The organism is Pseudoalteromonas sp. SG41-2, from assembly GCF_014164535.1.
Taxonomy (GTDB): domain Bacteria; phylum Pseudomonadota; class Gammaproteobacteria; order Enterobacterales; family Alteromonadaceae; genus Pseudoalteromonas; species Pseudoalteromonas rhizosphaerae.
The window spans coordinates 71893-93690 of record NZ_JACJFK010000009.1 but is presented as its reverse complement, the minus strand read 5'-3'; the positions used below and the strand labels follow the sequence as shown (position 1 = coordinate 93690).

19 protein-coding genes and 1 pseudogene are annotated in these 21798 nt (G+C 39.9%); 13 read left to right on the top strand and 7 right to left on the bottom strand.

The window, feature by feature from the left end; translation table 11 throughout:
• Positions 1–204: 204 nt before the first annotated feature.
• Together H5186_RS09120 and H5186_RS09115 are read left to right on the top strand one after the other, a co-directional pair.
• Positions 205–1530, top strand: coding sequence for a DUF4118 domain-containing protein (locus H5186_RS09120; protein WP_182718255.1), 1326 nt, complete (start codon positions 205–207; stop codon positions 1528–1530).
• Positions 1523–2191 carry a response regulator gene (locus H5186_RS09115; RefSeq protein WP_149981938.1) on the top strand — a complete coding sequence of 223 codons (669 nt, stop codon included), beginning with the start codon at positions 1523–1525 and terminating at the stop codon, positions 2189–2191. Before H5186_RS09120 ends, H5186_RS09115 begins: the two co-directional genes overlap by 8 nt.
• A 339-nt stretch (positions 2192–2530) precedes the next feature.
• Here H5186_RS09115 and H5186_RS09110 read toward each other — a convergent pair whose 3' ends face one another.
• The 3 genes from H5186_RS09110 to H5186_RS09100 all read right to left on the bottom strand — a co-directional run bounded on the left by H5186_RS09110 (position 2531) and on the right by H5186_RS09100 (position 5814).
• Positions 2531–3148 carry a glutathione S-transferase family protein gene (locus H5186_RS09110; protein ID WP_182794377.1) on the bottom strand — a complete coding sequence of 206 codons (618 nt, stop codon included), beginning with the start codon at positions 3146–3148 and terminating at the stop codon, positions 2531–2533.
• Positions 3149–3189: 41 nt separating this feature from the next.
• On the bottom strand, positions 3190–4221 hold the full coding sequence (locus H5186_RS09105) for an NADP-dependent oxidoreductase (protein WP_182718258.1): 1032 nt from the start codon (positions 4219–4221) through the stop codon (positions 3190–3192).
• A 465-nt stretch (positions 4222–4686) separates the two neighbouring features.
• Positions 4687–5814: a zinc-binding dehydrogenase gene (locus tag H5186_RS09100; RefSeq protein WP_182794376.1), complete on the bottom strand. Its 1128-nt coding sequence runs from the start codon at positions 5812–5814 to the stop codon at positions 4687–4689.
• A 249-nt stretch (positions 5815–6063) separates the two neighbouring features.
• Here H5186_RS09100 and H5186_RS09095 point away from each other — a divergent pair, with 249 nt between their 5' ends.
• From H5186_RS09095 to H5186_RS09070, 6 genes are all read left to right on the top strand, one after another.
• Positions 6064–6972 (top strand): LysR family transcriptional regulator, encoded by a 909-nt coding sequence (locus H5186_RS09095; protein WP_149981934.1) that lies wholly within the window; start codon positions 6064–6066, stop codon positions 6970–6972.
• A 147-nt stretch (positions 6973–7119) separates the two neighbouring features.
• On the top strand, positions 7120–7545 hold the full coding sequence (locus H5186_RS09090; protein ID WP_149981933.1) for a hypothetical protein: 426 nt from the start codon (positions 7120–7122) through the stop codon (positions 7543–7545).
• A gap of 13 nt (positions 7546–7558) precedes the next feature.
• Positions 7559–8401: an SMP-30/gluconolactonase/LRE family protein gene (locus H5186_RS09085; protein ID WP_182794375.1), complete on the top strand. Its 843-nt coding sequence runs from the start codon at positions 7559–7561 to the stop codon at positions 8399–8401.
• Positions 8402–8639: 238 nt separating this feature from the next.
• Entirely contained in the window at positions 8640–8786 is a 147-nt protein-coding gene (locus H5186_RS09080) for a hypothetical protein (RefSeq protein ID WP_182794374.1), read from the top strand.
• 483 nt (positions 8787–9269) lie between these two features.
• Complete coding sequence (locus H5186_RS09075) at positions 9270–11909, top strand: TonB-dependent receptor (protein WP_182794373.1); 2640 nt, start codon at positions 9270–9272, stop codon at positions 11907–11909.
• A 73-nt stretch (positions 11910–11982) separates the two neighbouring features.
• The gene (locus H5186_RS09070) at positions 11983–13500 is read left to right on the top strand and encodes a glycoside hydrolase family 10 protein (protein ID WP_259400304.1); all 1518 of its coding nucleotides are present in this window, start codon (positions 11983–11985) and stop codon (positions 13498–13500) included.
• Between the two features lie 213 nt (positions 13501–13713).
• Here H5186_RS09070 and H5186_RS09065 read toward each other — a convergent pair whose 3' ends face one another.
• Entirely contained in the window at positions 13714–16458 is a 2745-nt protein-coding gene (locus H5186_RS09065) for a TonB-dependent receptor domain-containing protein (RefSeq protein WP_182783953.1), read from the bottom strand.
• A gap of 201 nt (positions 16459–16659) precedes the next feature.
• Between H5186_RS09065 and H5186_RS09060 the strand changes: the two genes are divergently transcribed.
• On the top strand, positions 16660–17865 hold the full coding sequence (locus H5186_RS09060; RefSeq protein WP_182718263.1) for an anhydro-N-acetylmuramic acid kinase: 1206 nt from the start codon (positions 16660–16662) through the stop codon (positions 17863–17865).
• On the opposite strand, the gene H5186_RS09055 is transcribed toward H5186_RS09060, so the two are convergent.
• On the bottom strand, positions 17862–18356 hold the full coding sequence (locus H5186_RS09055; RefSeq protein WP_182794372.1) for a hypothetical protein: 495 nt from the start codon (positions 18354–18356) through the stop codon (positions 17862–17864). The two genes, H5186_RS09060 and H5186_RS09055, sit on opposite strands and share 4 nt — an antisense overlap.
• Positions 18357–18658: 302 nt before the next feature.
• On the opposite strand from H5186_RS09055, the gene H5186_RS09050 reads away from it, so the two are divergent.
• The 4 genes and pseudogenes from H5186_RS09050 to H5186_RS09035 all read left to right on the top strand — a co-directional run.
• Entirely contained in the window at positions 18659–19135 is a 477-nt protein-coding gene (locus tag H5186_RS09050; RefSeq protein WP_182739973.1) for a thioredoxin family protein, read from the top strand.
• 4 nt (positions 19136–19139) lie between these two features.
• The gene (locus H5186_RS09045; protein ID WP_182739972.1) at positions 19140–19604 is read left to right on the top strand and encodes a mechanosensitive ion channel family protein; all 465 of its coding nucleotides are present in this window, start codon (positions 19140–19142) and stop codon (positions 19602–19604) included.
• 71 nt (positions 19605–19675) lie between these two features.
• On the top strand, positions 19676–20269 hold the full coding sequence (locus tag H5186_RS09040; protein WP_182767886.1) for a DUF4202 domain-containing protein: 594 nt from the start codon (positions 19676–19678) through the stop codon (positions 20267–20269).
• Between the two features lie 41 nt (positions 20270–20310).
• Positions 20311–20715 (top strand): annotated as a pseudogene (locus H5186_RS09035) (zf-TFIIB domain-containing protein); the annotation flags it as partial.
• 279 nt (positions 20716–20994) lie between these two features.
• Here the strand turns inward: H5186_RS09035 and H5186_RS09030 are convergent.
• Both H5186_RS09030 and H5186_RS09025 read right to left on the bottom strand, forming a co-directional pair.
• Positions 20995–21231 (bottom strand): hypothetical protein, encoded by a 237-nt coding sequence (locus H5186_RS09030; RefSeq protein WP_145239728.1) that lies wholly within the window; start codon positions 21229–21231, stop codon positions 20995–20997.
• Between the two features lie 106 nt (positions 21232–21337).
• On the bottom strand, positions 21338–21718 hold the full coding sequence (locus tag H5186_RS09025) for a VOC family protein (RefSeq protein ID WP_182718270.1): 381 nt from the start codon (positions 21716–21718) through the stop codon (positions 21338–21340).
• Positions 21719–21798 lie beyond the last annotated feature (80 nt).

Below are 21798 nucleotides of genomic sequence, written 5' to 3'. Positions count from 1 at the left end.
AATACGCCTTATCAAATACCTATAGCAGGTAACACGCAATCACTAAAGTTGAGTTGAATATACGGGATCAAATAGTAAAGTCAGCGCTGCACTGCAAAGCTTTATAAAGATTTTATAAATGAGATAAAAAACTTTATAAAAACTTTATAGAGGCAATATTGAAAAGGCAGTAACCTATGTAGTTAATTGTCAGAGGAATCGTTAATGAATCAAGTGCAGGGCAAACCAAGCAAATATAAAGCATTTTTTTTGGCGGTGATAATGCCGATCATTGTAGTTATGGCGATTTATCCGTTACGAGATTGGTTTTCGACCACCGACATTGTGATGTTACAGCTGTTATGGGTCGCCTGGGTTGCAGTTCGCAGTAACCGACGCGTTGCAGCCATTACCACCTTGGTCAGTGTAGCGTGTACCGATTGGTTTTATGTTACCCCGTATTTTACTTTTCATATTGAAAATATTGAGTATCTAGTTACTTTTATCGTGATGCTCATTGTGGGACTGATGATCAGCCAGTTAGCGGGCGAATTAAACACTAAGGTGCGAGATGTACAATTACACGCGAGTAATAGTCGAACACTGTATGAGCTGGCTAAAGGATTAAATAGTTTAGACGCACTGGATGAGCAAAAGCAGTACTTTCAGCAGCTTATTAGCGAGCATTTGGCCATTACTTGCCAATTTCAACAAATGCGTCAGCAAGTGGCAGGTGAATTTATGCTATTAAGTGATAAAGAGCAAAGTATGGGGGGGTTTGCTTTTGCAACGTTACTGTCTGAAGGACAAAGGAGCTTCGTAAATACCGCAATTTCATTGTTGTATCAGGTACATGAGAAAACCTTACTGAGGCAGCAGTCGGCGGCAATTTCAGTTCAAGCTGAACTCGAGCGTGCTAAAAATGCATTATTACGCAGTTTATCTCATGACTTGCGCACGCCACTGGCAACTATTATGGGCGCCTCAAGCATGTTGGCCGATGATGAGATCACACTCAGTGAAGCGATAATAAAAGAGCAGGCCGGTAATATTTATGAGCAAAGTAAAATTCTTAATCAGCATTTTGACAAGGTGATGGAGCTTAGCCGAGTAAATAAAATGGGCGAAAACCTGTGCTGGCAAACAATTAACTTGCAAGCTTTGCTAAGCGAAGCAAAAGCACGTAGGCAGCAGCAATTAGCGCATTTTGTGGTAACAACAAATATTGATGCCAATTCGAGCTGCCAAGGCGATGTGACACTGTTAGAAATAGCACTGGCAAATATGCTCGAAAATGCATGGCGTTATGGTGATGGTGAGGTGGTTGTTGAATTTACCCAAAGCCGTTACGAGTCAGCGGTGAGTTATCAATTACTATTGAGCAATAAATTAATTAGCAAGCCACAGGCAAGTGCTGATGAAGGTGTAGGGCTTGGCAGTGTAATTTGTGATGTGGTTGCTAAGTTTCATCAAGGCACATTTTCACTGACGATAGATAACGATACAGAAATGGCCTTGGCAAAATTAATCTGGATAAAAAATAATGACTAAAATCTTAATACTTGAAGATTCTCCGCCGTTGCAAAGCTTTTTAAAAACCTTACTGCAAGCCAGTGGCTATGAGCTGAGTATTTGTGATAAAGGGCTGGATGGTTTTGCACTTTTAAGTGAGCAAAGTTATGACCTTGTATTATTAGATTTAGGGCTTTTGGATATGGATGGTCAAGACTGGCTAGTGGAGTTTAGGCAATGGAGCCAGTTACCGGTATTAGTGCTTTCAGCTCGTGATGGTGAAGTGGAAAAAGTCACTGCGCTTGATAATGGGGCCAATGATTTCCTTACTAAACCTTTTAGCGCCAATGAACTATTAGCGCGTATTCGGGTGTTACTGCGTACTAATAATCAAGTCAGTTTTGCGTTGCAATGTGGCGACATTTGTATTGACCCAAATAAGCATATTGTGCGTGTTGGTGACAATGAGGTTAAGCTGACTAAAAAGGAATATGCAATCTTACTGTTATTATTTCAAAATAAAGATAAGGTACTGACTCATAATGCAATATTAAGCCATATATGGGGAGAGCAATATATAAATCGTCCTGAATATGTGCGTGTGCATGTAGCGCAGCTAAGGCAAAAATTAGAGGCAAATCCCGCAAGCCCAAAGTATTTACTTACTGAGCCTGCGGTAGGATATAGATTAGTAGATTAAAGTATTAAAGCGCTCTTTAGTTCACTTTGAAATAGCTAATGTACTGCTTCAGTGTTTTTGATAACTCAGCCATTGCGACTGCTTCTTGTGCATTGTTTTTTAAGGATAAACTGGTTTCCTTGGACATGTTAGCTATTTATTCTACACCGATATGCCAGGTATCTCAGCTGCAATTTAATGCACTGATTGGCTGCTATGGCTCATGTTTTAAATTACTTACCGCAGAATTTGGTAAAGTTACTTGATTATTAGCAGCATGCTTTATTTTGATAGACCGAACCGCAATGAGTGCATCGCTTGGCTGTAAAACCACCTTAAACAGCCAAAACGAAAACTAACTTAGTCGTACTTTGCCTCTAACTCGTTAGCGGAATGAAATTTCTCGTGAGTTTGTAATTGCTCATCGTATTTAACGAGATTTTTAAAATGCGTAAGTTGACCTGCATTTTTAACAATTTCAACAATAAACGACATCATAAAATCAGCACCGGTTAGAGAGTCTCCCACTAAGTAACGTTTACCTTCTAAGCGGTCATTAAAGTAACTAATAACTTTGGCGGTTTCTGCATCGGCATAGCCTTCTAAAAATTGCGTTTTAGCGCCATCTTTTTTCACAAACATTTTTAATAATAGCGGTAAAATTGCTGAGCTTTCAGCGAAGTGCAGCCATTGCTGGTAGTCAATATAGTCTTTACTGTCACGGCTTGGCGCAAACTTACCGTTACCGTATTTACTGATCAAATAGTCGGTGATCGCACCTGATTCAGCAATGATTTGGCCATTGTCCTCAATGACTGGTGATTTGCCCAGTGGATGAATCGCTTTAAGCTCATCAGGAGCTAAAAAGGTTTCACTGTTGCGTTGATAAGCCACAATTTCGTAGTCAACGTCTAGCTCTTCGAGTAACCAAATAATACGTTTAGAGCGGGATTTATTTAAATGGTGTAACTTGATCATAGTTATCCTTAAAAGCGCAGCCGTTGCTGCGCAGGGTAAATTTAAAGCGGTTTATTTACTTGTACTACCGTTTTGCCAAAGTTCTTGCCGTCAATCATATCGTTAAACGCTGATACGGTATTTTCAAAACCTGTTACTAAATGTTCACGGTAATGAATTTTTCCTTCGCTAAGCCATTTTTGCATATCAGTGGCGAACTCATCATAACGATGGCCATAATCATCAAAGATAATAAAGCCTTGCATACGAATGCGCTTAGAGAGAATTTGACCCATTAGAGCCCCCATGCGATCAGGTCCTTGTGGTAACTCAGTCGCATTATATTGCGACACTAAACCACATAATGGTACGCGCGCAGCGGTGTTTAATAGTGGTAATACGGCATCGAAGACTTTTCCGCCCACATTTTCATAATAAACATCAATACCTGCATCACATGCGTCAGCTAACTGTTTGGCAAAGTCATCGCTGCGGTGGTCAATACAAGCATCAAAACCAAGCTTTTCGACTGCGTATTGGCATTTTTCATTGCCGCCTGCCACACCGACTACTTTACAACCTTTGAGTTTAGCAATTTGCCCAACAGTTGCACCTACTGGGCCTGTTGCTGCTGCAACCACCACGGTTTCACCTTCTTTCGGTGCACCAATATCAAGTAGCCCCATATAAGCGGTAAAGCCAGGCATACCCATAATACCTAATGCATACGATGGATTACTTGGCTCTTTGCCTAATGGCATTAATCCTTCGCCATTTGAAATCGCATATTCCTGCCAGCCTGTATAGGCTAGTACCCAATCGCCTTTTGCAAACTTGTCGTTATTTGATTGCTCAATTTGACATACGGTTGCGCCAACCATGACATCGCCAATCTCAACAGGGTCTGCATATGATTTTGCATCACTCATGCGGCCACGCATGTATGGGTCTAATGATAAATAAATAGTGCGTAGTAATACTTCACCTTGTTGTAGTTCAGGCATTTGTACGCTTTTAAATTCAAAGTTATCAAGCGTTGGCGCACCATGAGGACGAGACTTTAGAGTAAATTGTTTATTTGAAATAGCTTGCATAATTTTTTCCTTGTCTGATTAAAAGAAGGCTGCATAACGGCTGTAAATCTAAATGCTCAGTCGTTATAGTCTCTGCAGCGAATTAAATGCTTAACTAATGAAATTAGGGCTATGCTTGATAAATTCAACAGCCAGCCTAGATAAGTTTATCGCTATACGGAGAATCACTTTTGTAGCTGTGCAACAGCTACTCTGCTTACTGCTATTTGGCAGAATTTTTGTTTTTTCTTACAACTTTGAGAGCGCATGTTGAGTGGTTAACTTGGGTGTTTAACATTACGATAAACATTATTTAAGCTTTAAATCATTTGAAGGTAGTTATGAGCGCCACACAGTCAGCACATCTAAAACAAAGAGCTGCCTAACTCTTTTTTATTACGAGAATATAAAAAGCAGGCACCGCAATCAGTGTCTGCTCTTACATTTTAAACCCCCACAATTAAGAAGGGGGTTTTTTATGCTTAATTACGCTTGCGGTTTAATTAAGTATTTTTCACCTGTGGCATGTTTCGAGTAAGCCTCAATTGATTGTAATTGTAAGGCCTCTGGCAATGACACATCATGGGTGTAATTACTTGCAAAGGTTGTGGTAATTTCATCTGCAATACGTTTACGCATTGCAATTACTGTATTAGTACCAAGTTTGCCTAACGCATTGAATAGTAAGAACCCATTAACACCCCACGCAAAGCCAAAGTTGCGATTTAGCGTAATTGGGCCGCGGTTTAAGGCACCATAAATATAAACTTGCTTGAAAGTGTCAGAGCCATAAACGCTGTATTCTGTAATGTCACGAGTTGCAGCGACTTCCATACAGTTAAGAATGTCACTCGTTAGTTGGCCACCACCAATTGGATCAAACGCAATCGTTGCACCGGTTTCGATAATTGCGGCTGTTAAATCAGCAAGGAAAGTATCATTACTTGAGTTAACAACATACTTTGCCCCCATATCACGTAGTAACTTTTCTTGCTCTGGCTTACGTACAATATTGATTAAATCAACACCATCGGCAATACAAATTCGATTTAGGATTTGACCAAGATTAGAGGCCGCTGCGGCATGAATAATTGCTTTATGGCCTTCAGCACGCATTGTTTCAACCATTGCTAATGCAGTAAGTGGGTTAACAAAAGCCGACGCACCTTCTTTAGCCGTCGTTCCTTCTTTTAATTCTAAGCAGCTTTGCACATTTGCGCATATAAATTTGCGATACGTACCACCACCAATTACAGCAACAGTTTTACCCATTAATGCTTGTGCAGCTGGCGATGAGCCTGCGGCCACAACCGTACCTGCGCCTTCATTGCCAACGGGTGTGGCTTTACCAACACGTGTTTTAAGTGATGGCATAAATTGAGCAGGAACATCAGCGGTAATAACTGGGTTTTGCTCAGTACCAGTTTGCTTTGCACTGGACATATCAGCGGCGCTGAATAAAACGCCTAAGTCAGATGGATTTAATGGCGTAGCCTCAATACGAATCACTACTTCATCGGCACCAGGTTGTGGCATATCGATATTTCTTAGGGCAAGCGTTAGTTTATTATCTTCACTGATAGTTGAAGTAAGTTGGATATTTTTATCTGTCATTATGTCCGCTCCTAAAAATTTGTATGAATTTGTGCAAACGCTAAGTATTACTTAGCATTTACTACCTGAATGTGAGCTTTTACTTTTTGCAAAGCCGACAAGGGCTAACAACGCTAGTAAATGAAATAAAAACACATACGTTTAAGCTGAATACATTATTACTTGTTTTAATCTGATTATATATAGGAGAAAATACCAATAACTTTTGTCTTTAAGACAATAATACTGCTCATTAGAAGGAGAAGTTAGATGGATCAACTACGTGCAATACGGTACTTCATTAAAGTTGTCGAAACGGGTAGCTTTACTAAAGCGGCGAGCACGTTTAATGTGCCGCCTTCTTCTTTATCAAGACGAGTGGTTGATCTAGAAAAAAGCTTAGGAGCAACGCTTTTAAAACGCACAACCCGGCTTGTGAAGCTGACAGAAGTGGGGCAAATTTACTATAACGACGTTCAGCAAATAGTAAACCAGTTAGAGCAAAGCCACGAAACTGTGCGCAGTTATCAAACAACACCAATGGGGCGCTTATCAATAAGTTCGATGGTAAGTTTTGGTGATAAAATATTACTACCGTTGTTAGATGAATTTAATGCGTTATACCCTGAAATTATACTCGATGTTAGCTTCAGTGATGAACTATCGACATTGGGCCGTGACGATGTTGATATTGCTATTCGCGGTGGTTATGCACCCAATGAGCGCGTGTTAGCCATAAAATTGATGGACAATGAGTTTATTCCTGTAGCGTCACCAGGTTATTTACAGCAGCACGGTGTGCCTAGTCATGCTATGGCGTTAAAGCATCACAATGGCCTTTATTTTAAAACGCCACTAGGGCCAACCCCTTGGCTATGCAAAGTAGATGAGCAATGGCATGACGTGTCAGGGCCTGCTGTGGTTATTTCGAATAACGGAGCATGGCTTAGTAAAAAAGCCTGTAATGGGGAGGGCATTTTAATGTCAACTCGCTGGGCACTTGCTCCATACCTTGAGTCGGGCGAGTTGCAAGAACTTAAGTTTGAACATCAGCTTGCGGTAACGCAAAACTCTAATATGGCTATTTATTTGTTATATCAAAAACAGCGATATTTAGTACCAAAAGTGAAAGCCGCCGTAGATTTTTTGGTACAAAAAATAAAGGTAGAAGCCGATTGAGCACAAAGTTATAGAGCTTTCTATTAGCGTCACAGCACTGTTAATAAAATCTTTTTAGTTATTAAAGAAATTGAAAAATTAAATGAGAAAGCACACAAGTTGTGTTAAAAATAACCTTTAGATAGATGTTGTTAGCGAGGGAATGAAATGAAAATACAACTGTTGGTTTTACTGCCACTGCTAGTCAGTGCTTTTGTGAGCGGTTTGGTAAAGGCAAATGATGAAGTATTGTCGGTCGATCAAGTTGCGTTACAGGGAATGCAGTTTAGTTTTGAAAATGATGCGAAAGTAAGGCCTAAAAACAGTGATTTCAGTGTGGTTAACTCTGTGCTGATGAGCAGTGAGCAAGGCCGGCGAGTCGCAGTGGTGACAATTCGTAATGACGCGTCAGGTTCACGCATTTTACAGGCTGAACATATTATGGCGTTATTTGCCGATGGCAGACGAATATCGCCTATGGCTCTGGCTGACAATATTAAACTAGACGATGGTGAGCAGCGCACATTAACGCTGTCGTTTGGCGAAGACAATTTCCCGATTTTGAGCATCTTCACCAGTAATAATTTAAATTAGGAATAATAATAAAATGAAAGCGATGATCTGTGGATTGAGCTGTGCAGCACTTTTTAGTGCCACCAGTATTGCGCAGCACAGTAAGGAGTTTGTGCCTGATAATGTGTTTACTCAAGGCGTTGAAGGACCTGTTTTTTATAAGCAGCATTTATACGCAGTTAATTTTGCTGATCAGGGCACCATTGGTAAGGTAGATAACAATGGTAAAGCCAGCTTATTTTTAAAGCTGCCAAATGACAGCGTTGGTAATGGTTTGCAATTTGATGGCCAAGGTAATCTCTATATTGCGGATTATGTAAATCATAATATTTTAAAAGTGCCTGCTAATAGTAAAAGCGTTGAGGTTTTTGCTCATAATAAAACCATGAATCAACCAAATGATATTGCCATAACTAAACGCGGTGTGTTGTTTGCCAGCGACCCTAATTGGGCTGATGCTACCGGCAAATTATGGCGTATAAATACAGATGGCAGTACTCAATTATTAGAAGAGAATATGGGCACCACCAATGGTGTGGCGGTTAATAACAGCAATAGTAAACTCTACGTAAACGAAAGCGTGCAGCGGATTATTTGGCAATATGATCTTGATAGTGAGCTAAACATCAGCAATAAGCAGCCGCTGATCACATTTGACGATCATGGTATGGACGGCATGCGTGTTGATAACCAAGGTAACCTGTATGTAGCCCGTTATGGCGCAGGTGTTATTTTAAAAATTAGTCCCGCAGGTAAGATATTGCAAACCTATACTTTAACAGGGCAGCATCCAACCAATGTGGCATTTAATGACCAGCAAACCAAGCTGTTTGTAACTATGCAAAAACGCGGTGCGATTGAAGTGATTGAGTTTTAAGTAAATTGGAAAATTTGAACCATTTAATATCAATTCTTTTGCATCAACAGAGAGTTTTATGCTTTTTTTGAAGAAAATCATTTTGATTGCGCAGAGCTAAGGATTGATGGCATTAAAAAATCCTTAGATGGTGATTCGTACTTACCATGTTTTACTCTTCGCAGAGCTAACAGTGTTTGGTCAAAACTAAAACTATGTGGCACAGTTAATTAAATCGGGCTTAATGTAATAAGCCCAAATGATCCCAGTGTTTGGCAAAATCTTATGGGCGCTGGATACAGCATATTCGATATCAAACGAAATGCAGTTCCCTGATGATTTTTTATTAGCGTTAGATGCAAAACCCCAAGCTAAAATGTTTTGTGGGGTTGAGCAAAGCAACTAAACATATTATTTATCATGCGCTGCAATTAGCCAAAAAACCAGCAAAAACCTCAGTAGCTACAATAACAGATCAGTACTACTTGCTTACAAGGCCCCCTAAGTTATCGACAAAGTAGTCCAATTTGCCAATTCTGCGCCAACCTAATTTAAATTACGGTATCTTACTACTGCGTAATTTAAATTAACCTCGAAGTTCACTATATCGTTAATCTTTTGTTTTAATTGCACTTATTTATAAGGCTCTCATTTTTCATAAATTTAAGTGCTTTATTTAGATAGCGACTAAAGGACATTTTGTGTATTTTTGGAATTATAAATTGCAAATGTTTATTAATTTTGGAATAAATTATATTGACCTTGTGTGTTTTTTTGACTAAGTTAACAGCAGGTAACAAAACTATAAAATATGTCTTGATTTAGCTATTTTAAATTAGCTGAAGCCGTACAAGTACTTTGCAATATAAAAAGGTTAAATGCTTATACTATGAATAATAAATTCCACACAATTACAGCTCAATTCAAAAAATCATTACTCGCCACTTTGGTTATTTCAGCTTCTAGTACGGCTTTTGCTAATGATGCAGAGCAATTAGACAAAGAAAACTTAACAAAAGAAGATATCGAACGTATAGAGGTAAAAGGCTACGCTGCGTCTGTCGAGAAGAGCCTCAATATGAAACGGTTTGCTAACAGTGTTGTTGATGCGGTATCTGCAGAAGATATCGGTAAATTCCCTGACCAAACGGTAGCAGATGCCCTGCAACGTATTCCGGGTGTGCAAGTTGAAAAAGACTTAGGCGGAGAAAGTGACCGAGTAAGTATTCGTGGTACAGCACCCCATCTAAACATTACCTTATTAAATGGTCAGAGTGTTGCTTCAGCGACGGCATCAGCGTCTATCACTCGTCCATCACGTGGTTTTAACTATTCACTTTTGCCTGCAGAGTTAGTCGATACTTTAGAAGTGTTTAAGTCAGCTGAGGCTGATGTTGATGAAGGTTCAATTGGCGGCACTGTGGTGGTTAGAACACGCAAGCCACTGGACAGTGAATCTAACTATGCGGCACTGTCAGTGAAAGCATTTCATTTTGAAAATGCCGATGAAACTAAACCTTATATTTCAGGTTTATACTCTTGGAAAAATGAAGATGAAGACTTTGGTTTTAATGTGGGCTTTGTGCGCAAAGAACTCGCAACCCAAAGAGACAGTAAAGAAGTAAGATTTGGTTACCGCAGTGTTGATGCCAACGGTGATGGCAATAATGAGTATTACCCTGGTGCGGTAGGTTATAATCGCTATGCCAGTGACTCGGATTTAAATACCATTACGGCTACCTTACAATACGCACCTTCAGCAAATTTAGATATTTTATTTAATAACTTGTATTCAAAATCTGAGCATGAGTCATACGGTACTTATTCGAGTGGTTTTATATTACAAAACATCGGCAATATTGAGCAGGCCGATATTGTCGATGGGACTGTGATTGCTGGGACTTTACCTGCCCATAATAATTTAGGCTATTACGGAAATGCCGGATACCAAGGTGAATTTAAAACTCAAGCTCACGATATTAAAGTTACCTATGCAAAAGATAACTACACTCTGACAACACAGTTTGGCTATAGTAAAGCTGAAGGCGCAGTAAGTGACGTATATTCAGAGTACTACGCAAACACTGACGCTTCGTACAGCATAGAAAATGGCATGCCAGAAGTTGAATTATCAGATTCTCTTACGCCTGCCGATTATCGCTTAGACTACAATCATAAAAATGATATCGCGAATGATTCCGATGAGAAATATGTGCAATTTGATTTTGAGTATCGACTCGATAATGATTACTTTACGGCGATAAAAACTGGGGTCAAATACCGAGAACACAGTAAAGCCGCAAACTTAATTAAAGCAAATTATCCTAAAAAGGGGGCTGATGGCAGTACGAATAATTTAGGCCAGTTTGCAACTACCACAGTTAATGATTTTATGGGGGGTGAGAATGCCATTTTATGGCAATTTGATAATGCCGCTTATAGTCATTGGATTGCTTCTACCGAACCATCAACAGCGCCTTATGAACATCTAGATTATACATATGACTTGCAAGAAAGCATTACTGCAGGTTACGTTAAAGCATTGTTTTCATTTAGTGATTTTCGCGGTAACTTAGGTGTTCGAGCTGTCAAAACCGATGTTGACTCGCAGTCACTACAATATACGGGCCGCAGTTTTGATCCGCAAAATATCGAAGAAGTTGGTTTTTCTACTAGTTATGACGACTTTTTACCGAGTTTAAATATCGCTTATGATTACAGTGATGAGATCATCCTGCGTTTTGCTGCAGCAAAAGTTATGTCTCGTCCTGATTATGATTTTTTATCCGCTCGTAAAAGTGGTTATTGCACTGCAGCAACAGGCTGTAAGGGTAATGAAGGTAATCCTGATTTAAAACCATATCGTGCTTCGCAATATGACTTATCAGCTGAATGGTATTTTAATGAGTCATCTATCTTATCATTAGCTTACTTTTATAAAGATATCGATTCATACATTACAAATAGCACTGTTGATAAAGAGTGGATGTGGACTGATCCAGATACCGGTGCTGAAGAACTGCGTACTTTCTTGATCACTCAACCATTAAATGGTTTAGGCGGCGAAAACTCAGGCTTTGAAGTTAATTATACGCAAAAGCTAGGTTATGGTTTTGGTATTCAAACTAACTATACTTACTCAGATGCAGAGCTTGAGCAAACAGCTGAGCAGGTCGCTGCAGGAGAAGAAGCCGTTCTGCCTAATAATTCAGAAGATACCTTCAATGCCACAGTGTATTACGAGAATATGGGTTTTAGTGCAAGGGTTTCATATACTTATCGTTCTGAATACTTTTATACAACTTATTTAGGACTCAACCAGTACATTGATGACTTTGGTCAATATGATTTGAACCTTAGCTACAATGTGACTGATAATCTGAATGTGGTATTTCAAGCCATTAATTTAACCGATGAAGACCAGCGTTCAATGTCAAGTAACAGCACTGGTATGTCAGATAGCAATCGTCCACTTGCTATTCATAATTATGGTCGTAGATTCTTACTCGGCGCCCAGTATAAATTTTAATTCCCCCCATATACGATATAAATAGCCGATAGTCCTCACTATCGGCTATATTTTTTCACTTGTCAGGAAATCAATGATGATCCGAGTAATTTTCTCTGTGCTCATATCTGTTACTTTAATCGCTTGTCAGTCCGCTCCTTTAACACCTAATACTAAACAACAACCTAACCCACTGCTTGCAACTATTCATACCGAAGATGTTGTTCGTGAATTTCGCGCCGCATGGGTTGCGACTGTTGCGAATATTAACTGGCCGCAGCAACCAGGCTTGCCTGTTGATGAGCAAAAACGTCAAGCAATAAAAATATTAGATACGCTGCAAACGAATAATTTTAATACAGTTATCTTTCAAGTTCGGCCACAAGCTGATGCACTTTACCAAAGCTCAACTGAGCCATGGTCTTACTATTTAACCGGTGAGCAGGGGAAAGCCACAGAACCATTTTATGATCCTTTGCAGTTTTGGATTGAACAAGCGCATCAGCGAGGTTTAAAGCTACATGCGTGGTTCAATCCTTATCGCGTTCATCACCCATCAGGTGGAATTGTCAGCGAACAATCAATTAGTATGCAAATGGCTGAAGATGTCGTGCAGCTTAAAAATGGTATGCATTGGTTCATTCCAACTAATCAGTCAGTGATCGATTATAGTATTGCGACGTTACTAGAGTTGGTAGAAAACTATGATATTGACGGCCTTCACTATGATGATTATTTTTACCCTTATCCTTCCTATAATGAAGGTGAAGATTTTCCTGATCAAAGCCAATATTTAGATTATCAAAAACAAGGAGGTAAATTAAGTAAAGGTGATTGGCGTCGAGCTGCCGTGAATCAATTTACAAAAACGCTCTATGAGCAAATAAAGCAGCTGAAGCCACATGTACAAGTAGGTATTAGTCCATTTGGGATATATCGTCCAAAGCAACCGGCCACGATCCGTGGTTTAGATCAGTATGAAAAGCTTTATGCCGATGCCAAACTATGGCTAAATGAAGGTTGGCTTGATTATTTTACTCCGCAATTATATTGGCCTATCAACCAATACTCGCAAAGCTATCCATTGTTAATTGCGTGGTGGCAATTGCAAAATACTCAAAATCGTCATTTATGGCCAGGTATCAACACACTGATAGCAAATACGGATGCAGGAATCGACGAAGTCGTTAACCAAATTATGATCAATCGGGCGATGCTTAATAACTCGCCAGGCTTTGTATTTTGGAATGTAAAATCATTAGAAAACGCTGACTTTTCTCAGGTGATAGAAAAGGGCGTGTTTCAACATCAAGCATTACTGCCACTATCAAATTGGTTACCAGTTCAGGAGGTCAGTAAACCTGCAGTGAGCTATAACCAATATGCACAGGTGACAAAACTGAGTTGGCATCATACGCAACCTGAGCATGTATTTAAAACGCTTGTTTATCTTAAATATGGCGATAATTGGCAATATAAAATTTACCCATCAATAATACGCTCAATCACAGTTGAGAATAACAACAATGGACTTGCACTTTCACATATCCGAGTTGTTGCTGTAAGCCGTGATGAAATGCTTAGCGAGCCGATAGAAATACAGTTTGAGTAATGCCTTGTTTAGCAAGCAAAGTGTAATGCAACAATCACTATTAGCAAATCTTACGCGAGCACTGAGCAACTATGCCGCACCTTTACTTAACCGTTAAACTTACGGTTTCTATCGCTGCATAGGTTTGATTAAAATTGAACCAAGAAAAAGCGCACCGGGCAGGGTGCGCTTTAAGGGTTTAATCCTGTGTTGCTATAGGCAATTGGGGATTAACTAAAAACTCGGTGAGTAACGTACTGCAACGCCCACTGTACGGCCAATCACACTGTAATCACTCACAGTATTAAAGTGGTTAGCGCCAATGTCAGGTGTTGGTGGTGCTTTGTCAAATAGATTATCGATACCAAAGTTAACCGCGATAGTGTCGGTTGCTTGCCACGATGCAGCAAAGTCCATGTAGTCTTGTGCTGAAATTGTTTCTGTTCTATCTACAGCGTAGTCTACTTCACCGATTCTGCGCCAGCCTAATTGGAAGTTCATGGTATCTAGCTGCCAATCAAAGGTGGCGCGGTGTTTATAATCGGCTTGTAAGATACTCGCAAAATCGCCTGAACACGCGCTACCGTAAGTACCTTTACAATCAACTTCGGCTACGGTGCTATTATTTTGGCGAGTTTGTTTTGTTACAAAGTTACCTTGGTATGAGAGCCTAAAGCGACCGCCTAAATCCATTGGTGCATCAAATACATAGTTGGCTGCTAAATCGATACCAGCTTGTTCAATCGCTGCAAGGTTAAAGTCATTTACGATCGCGGTGCTAATAAAGCCTGTATTAGGATCGCGAAGTACTGCGCCACACAATGGGTTGTTCGGATTTGGATCGTCGATATAGCAGCTTTGTAATGCTGCAGCAGGTTGAATTTGACTTACCGCATCGGTTACACGAATGCTATAGTAATCAAGTGATAGGTCAAAGCCCTCAATGTAACTTGGAGTATAAACTACACCTAAAGTATCTGATTCTGCTTGCTCAGGCTTGATGTTCGGATTACCGCCGTAAGTATACTCGGCTGTTGTTGAGTCATACTCAGTGCCTACTGGCGGTGCGCCAAAAGCGGCACATTGCGCTGCGTCCCCCGTACCTAGCAAACATGGATCGCCATTAAAGCGACCAGCAAAGCGTGGTACAAATTGGTCACTATTTTGGTCAAATAAAGCTAATGATAACCCCGTGATCGGACTTGCGAATTCGCCTAAGTTTGGTGCTCTAAATGCAGTGAGCTTATTAGCACGAATACGAATGTCATCGTTAATTGCCCAGTTTATGCCAAGCTTATAAGTGTCTTCGGCTTCGGTGTTTGAATAATCAGAAATACGGTAAGCACCTTCAAAACTAAGTTCTTTTGCAAATGGCATATCAATTAAGATCGGCACTAAAATTTCTGCATAAAACTCACTACTGTCGAAGCTGGCGTCCATATCAAATGCGCTAACTGAGGCAAAGCTAGTGCCATTTCTAAATGCATCTCCCGGTGTTTGCTTGCCCGTTTCTTTGCGGTACTCATAACCAATTGCAAAATCGACATAACCGGCAGGTAATTCAAATAAGGCACTAGAATCGCCAGAGAGAGTTGCAGCAAATACACTTTGAGTACGTTCACGGGTGGTATATAACAGTGGATCGCTAAATTCATTTAGATCTAAATTAGGATCAAAAATATCGCTGCTATTGGAAATATTGCCAAAGCGGCTGTTGCCACTGTTATCATTTTTATAGCCATTGTTGTAAATTGTAGCGACTTCGTCAGTTTGACCGTATTGACCATAAATGTCGTAACGTAAATAATCGTTAATATCGCCTTTTAAACCCAGTTGAAATTGTAATGAATCACGCACGGCTTCAGTATGTTGAACGCCAAGGCCTAAATTACGCTCAACATTGACTAGCGCATTTCCATCAGCATCAAAGGTGAGTTGTTGGCGTAGTTCATCAGGAATATATTGGTTATCTTGTGTGAGGGTTACTTGTTCATTAACAAGAATAGGTGTTTGGCCGCTAGCACCGGCGCCATTAACGGTTACTTTTGAATACATAGCACGGCCGTAAATGATTGCGCTGTCACTGGCATCTACATCAAATAATAACCCAGCAGAAAATCTATCCATTGGCTGAGTTAAATAACGGTCGCCGGTAAAGTCACTGGTTTGACGGTCGCTCACGACTTGCCCTGCATCATTAATCGCTAAACTGTTGCCGCTGGCAACATCGGTGTAAAACCCGCCGCTATTAATCATAGTTGCGCCATTATCTAAGGCATAATCACGTTCACCAGCAAGTAATTCTTTACGTTCAGAATAACCAAGGTAGCCAGTAATATGGCCACTACCATCAGCTATATCGCCACCAAAAATGGCTTCAAAATTAAGTTTTTCATTGCCACCATCAGCTGTTTCATAACTACTTGAAAACTCAGCGCCGGTAAAGTCATCATCAAGCACAAAGTTAACCACGCCAGCTACTGCATCGGCACCATAAACAGCAGCCGCACCGCCAGTTAAAACATCAACACGTTTGATCAAACCGGCAGGAATTGTATTGACGTCAACTGAGTTACGAAAACTAAATGGCACAGCGCGCGTACCGTCAATTAATACCAAAGTTCGGTTTTGACCAAGACCACGTAAATCAATAGTCGATGAGCCAAATGAGTCACCTACCGTTGCACCTGTACTATTAGCGCCCGCTGCGGCTTGTGGTAATTTTGCGGTAATATCTTCTACATTCACCGCGCGATCTAGGTGTATTTGTGCTTCGTCAACACTCACTACTGGGCTACTTGAAACTAATTCTGTTCGCTGAATTCGCGAGCCAGTAACCGTAATTACTTCAGGTTTTTTTTGCTGCACTTGTTGCTGTTCAGCGGCCAATAAAGCAGGGCTAGTAGTGGCAATAACTGCCAGTGCAATTGGTGATAGCAGGTGGAGTGGGCGCATTGAGTTAGGTTTGCAGTGTTTCATGGTCTGTTCCCGTGGTTATGTATTTTTTGCTATTATGAATTTTATCGTTGTCGGTACACTCAGTGTGTTGGTAAGTTTTAAAGCATTTTTAACGTATTTGCAATAATTATTCTTTCAATGTTTAAAGTTAAGGTATAAAGTATTCTTTAGTTTGAAGTGAATGTACATTCATTAGTATTTTGATTTTTAAGGGTAAAAAGAATGCATCAGCATATATTACAACTGTATAACAGTGCTAAAAAACAACAAAGATTAATAATTGGTCTGATGAGTGGGACTTCATTAGATGGGCTAGATGTTGCATTGTGCAAAGTCTCAGGGCATGGCATGGACACCCAAATTGATGTGTTAGCCTTTGACACCGTTGGTTATGATGATGACTATAAACAGAAAATAAAAACAGTATTTGCCAAGCGCGAATGTGATTTGGAGTTAGTTACTTTACTTCACCCTTGGGTGGGGCAATTACATGGCAAAATGGTATTGCAGTGTTTAGCTAAATGGAAAGTTGCTGCAGCTGATATTGATGTGATTGCAAGTCACGGGCAAACTATTTATCACTGCCCTAAAAGTCAGCATAGCCAGAGCGATTTTAATCATGGCACTTTGCAAATAGGTGATAGCGACCATTTAGCGGTTACGACAGGTATTACCACGATTGGCGATTTTAGACAAAAGCACATTGCAGCGGGCGGAGAAGGCGCACCACTTGCGGTATATGGCGACTATTTATTTTTTAGCAGCTTAACTGAAAATCGTATATTACTGAATATGGGTGGCATTGCTAACCTGACTTTTTTACCACAATCTGCTGATGCGAGCGCTGTATTTAGCTCTGATATTGGCCCAGGTAATACCATTATGGACGCTTATATACAGCGTTATTTTGCGCCGCTTCATTATGACAAAGATAGTTTAATTGCCAACCAAGGCCAGATAAATCAGCCGCTGTTGGATGAGTTATGCCAAGATGAATTTTTTAATTTAGACTTTCCTAAGACGACAGGCCCTGAAGTTTTCAATTTGGCTTATTTACACCAAGCACAAACGACAACCAACACCCTACAGCTAAGCCACGAAGATGTGATGGCAACACTAAATCGATTTTCGGCGATGATGATTGCACAGGCTATTAATCAATGCAGTGAAAAATTAGCCGATGTTACAGTTTATGCCAGTGGCGGGGGAATACATAATCCACTGTTGATGAAGCATATTTTATCTTTGTGCCCACAGTTACATGAGATTAAAAATACCCATGCTCTAGGTATCGACCCAGATGCGAAAGAAGCAGTTTTGTTTGCGATTTTAGCGAACGAATGCTTAGCGGGTGGCCAGCAACGTTTTGGTAATCAAGCGCAGGGCATACCCACCATTACTATGGGTAAAGTCAGCTTTGCGGATTAAAATAATGATAAAAATGAACTACTAAAACTTGTCATATATTGGCGCAGTGAATGACTTTTAGAAACTAGAGCCGGCTCGTATTGTGGTATATAACCTGCGCCATATTCCTTGATTGCGACATCAAATTCAGCACTGTCTTTGAGGGTGGCATGTAAACCATGCAACATTAATTGCAGCACATATTCGTCGCTTTCATCACTGAGAGTTATTTTTTCAAGTGTCAGCTTTACCGTACCGGCTTCTATATCGCTCAGACGCAGTGTGTATTGCATAAAGTAACGTGCATCACGCGCTGCTATATGTGTTGCACTTAACGAAATAGTGTCGCCTTCATGCGCATCTTCTGGTAATACACAAAGCAGTGTAATTTCATGCTGCGCGTTTGCATTTAGATGCAGCGTATCGTACTCCATAGTATGTGCCATGGCAGCTGATAGCGGATCTTCAAAAGATTGCAGTGCAAAGTTCAAGCGCACTAAAGGAGTGGTCATTGAGGTCAGTCGTCTTTTCTAGGTTAATTAAATCGAATGGAAATTATCCTATAGTTTAATTGCAGATTTATGACTAATTGAACGTATTTTCATCATTTTTAACTTAGCGTGCTAAAACAATGCAGCAGCAGTTGTTTATAGGTAATATCAAGCTTATAAATTTTATAATAATAAATTTAAAATCCATTTTTAAATGTTTACTTAATAGCAGCAAGATTGGCTAATTTACAAACGGGTAATAGCACTCGCAATAAACTGTGATTTGGGTATAGTCAACTTAATATAAATAGCCGAGAATTATCATGTTTAAACGAATAGCGCTCTTTTTATCAGTATGTTTAGTGCCGCTACTGTCTTTTGCTGTAGATAATAAGCCGTTTGTAGGGCAGATAAGTGCGGCTGATTTACTTAACGATTATCAGCAATTTTCCAATGAATATAATAACTTTGTGCCAACTGTTGCCGATACACAAGCCATGCAAACACTCAGAGGTAAAGATATTTTGGTGTTATTTGGCACTTGGTGTCACGATAGTCAGCGTGAAGTACCACGGTTACTTAAATTACTTGATAGCTCCAAGGTGGCATTGGCCAGCTTAAAGTTGGTCGCTGTCGGTTATGATAAACGCGATCCTGAAGGGATTGCAGCACGCTACCAATTAAAGTATTCACCAACGATTATAGTATTAACAGCAGGCGAAGAGCTTGGGCGGTTAGTTGAAAAACCAAAGGCGTCTATTGCTTCAGATTTAAGTCAATTTAATCCAGTAACAGAGTAAAAGTATGAGTGATCAAATTATTGCTGCTATTTTGGTATTTGTTGGCTGTATTGTTTTAAGTTTAGTTTTTCACTTTGCACTGAAGAAGGTTGAACGTCGTTTTGATGGCCATGCCGCGGAATCGTTTCGTTTAATTTCAAACTCACAAAAAGCGATTTTGATTTTTATTGGCACTATATTAGCGCTCTCTAAGCTTGATTTTGATGTAACTGGTTTAGTCGCTGGCTTGGGTTTAACAGGGTTTGCGTTAGGGTTTGCGCTTAAAGATGCAATTTCAAATCTCGTTGCAGGGATAATGGTTGTGCTTTATAGACCTATTAAGTTGGGTGATAACATCGAGGTCGCGAGCTGTAAAGGTGTCGTGGTCGATTTAAACCTCAGATATATTACTTTACAGACCGATGGCTGTCGTCATTTAGTTCCCAATTCATTGATGCTCAGTAATAAAGTAACAATAAATAACTCGTAATATTTTCAACTAGCTAATTACAAATGAGCTGATTAAAATAGCCTATAAATCTAAGAGTGATGACTAAACTAATGTTTGAGCAAGTAATCGCGTTAATTGATGAAGCAAATAGTCAGGATCCAAATCAAGAACACTATGCAGGTAAAGTGTGGCCTAAAGAGCGTTTATATTCAGAGCGTATGACGCAGATGTTAAACCGTTTTAAACCTGATGCTGATGAGCTAATGCATATTGCTGTGAGAGCACAGCACATAAAGCGTTGGTGTTCGCCGCGAAGTCACTTTCCTATGGATAAACAAGGCTATCATCAGTGGCGCAGTGCGTTGTATGTTTTTCATGCCAGTACTGTGGTTGAATTAATGCAGCAAGCTGGTTGTTCTGATGTTGATCAGCAACGAGTATATGCAGCGGTTGCGAAAAAACAAATCAAGCGTAATCCTGATAGTCAATTGGTGGAAGATATCGCAAGTTTAGTGTTTATTGAGTATTACATGTTGGCATTTGTGCAAACAAAACCAGACTACGATGAGCAAAAGTGGATTGGGATTTTGCAACGTACGTGGCAAAAAATGTCTAATGAGGCACATGACTTTGTGTTGGCGGGTAATATTACTTTACCAGCGCCGTTAGTACCGCTAATTGAAAAGGCGCTTGCACCGAGTTAATATCTCACTGCGATGAGTAATAAAATGCAAAGGAACTGGATATGCGCTGCCCAAGGACAAATATAGAACTCACTAAACTAATGGTCGGGGGGATCGAGGTTTTCTCATCCGCCAATGGTGGGGTATTTTTTGATAATCGCCAGATTTTTAATTTTAGTGATCCATCTTTAAAAAGAGCGCTGGTGCTTGCTGAGCACTTGGCTGCTTTACCTGACACAGACGTTGATTTAACGGCACGAATTAATTGCCCTAAGTGCCCGAGTGTCGTGATGATGCGGCGCTTTTTTACACCTCTTCATGTGGTCGAAATTGATGAGTGCCCAAGTTGTGCGGGTATTTGGCTAGATCCAAAAGAACTTAATAAAATTCACGACAATCACTTAACAGTGAAAGAAAAACAATTACTAGTGAACCAGCAAGCCAATAATCATGGTTTTATACCAATCGTGTTAAGTTACTGACCATTTATAGCGACAGATAAATGGAGTGATAACAAGGCGTAAATTTTGACATGTAGTTGTTCTACTTGAAAAAATTATAACGCAGTTAGCGCTTTATTTAGCTCGCTAGAATGGTTAAATATTTAAGTCGATTGGTATTATACATTTTGAAATACCGACTAATCGATTTAGCCAGCGAGGTATTAAGAAAAACCACAACAAAAATACCGAGAGTTTAGTTGAAATCGCTTTAGCTTCGTTTTTGGACTAACTCTGCAGAGCAACTTAGTCTTGGTTAAGTTGCTGTTTTACGTTTTGTACTTTCGCTAAAGTTTGCTTATCAACAACCACAGGCAATACCAATTCTATATTTTCTAATGTGGCGATGACTTGTGTTTTCAACTGTGTCTGCTGTTCAATTTGCATAACTTTAAGTGTTTCAGCGGTTTGTAATTTTACTTGTTCAGTCACTAGCGCTTCAGTTGGGCTTAGTAGCATCAATGTTAGTAGTAATGTATTCATATTAATCTCCTTATTTAAATTACCGCTAAGATAAGGAAATTAGATGACAGTTACGTGTGGCTTATATTGCTACAAAGTTAAACTTTAATGCTGTTTTGATGAAGAGCTAGGCTTGTACTAAGCAGATCAAAGTACCTTCAATGGCTCTTACGTAGGCATAATATTGAGTTCCTCTACAGCTAGGGGGGCAAAGAGGCTCTGCGCCAGCAAGCACCGCTTTATCGTAACTTTCACTGAGATTAGTACAGCTAAAGCGCAGCTCAAAACCTAGCGCTGGTTGCTTTGGGTGAGCGCGGATATAACCTTGTTTAAAATGGGCTTGAGCATACGGGTGATTCGCAAAAGCAATTTTTACATCGCCAGTAGCAAGCTCTCCATATTCGGCATCATCGCTGAGGGCATGAGTGGCAAAACCAAACGCTTGAAAATAAAAGTCTAAGGTTTCTTCAACGTTATCAACATAGATAACCTGATTGATTAATTCCATTGATGACTCTATTTAAGTTTACATCTTTTAAATAAAGCACAGTTTCCTGAGATTTGCGACATCAGGTAAAACTAAACACT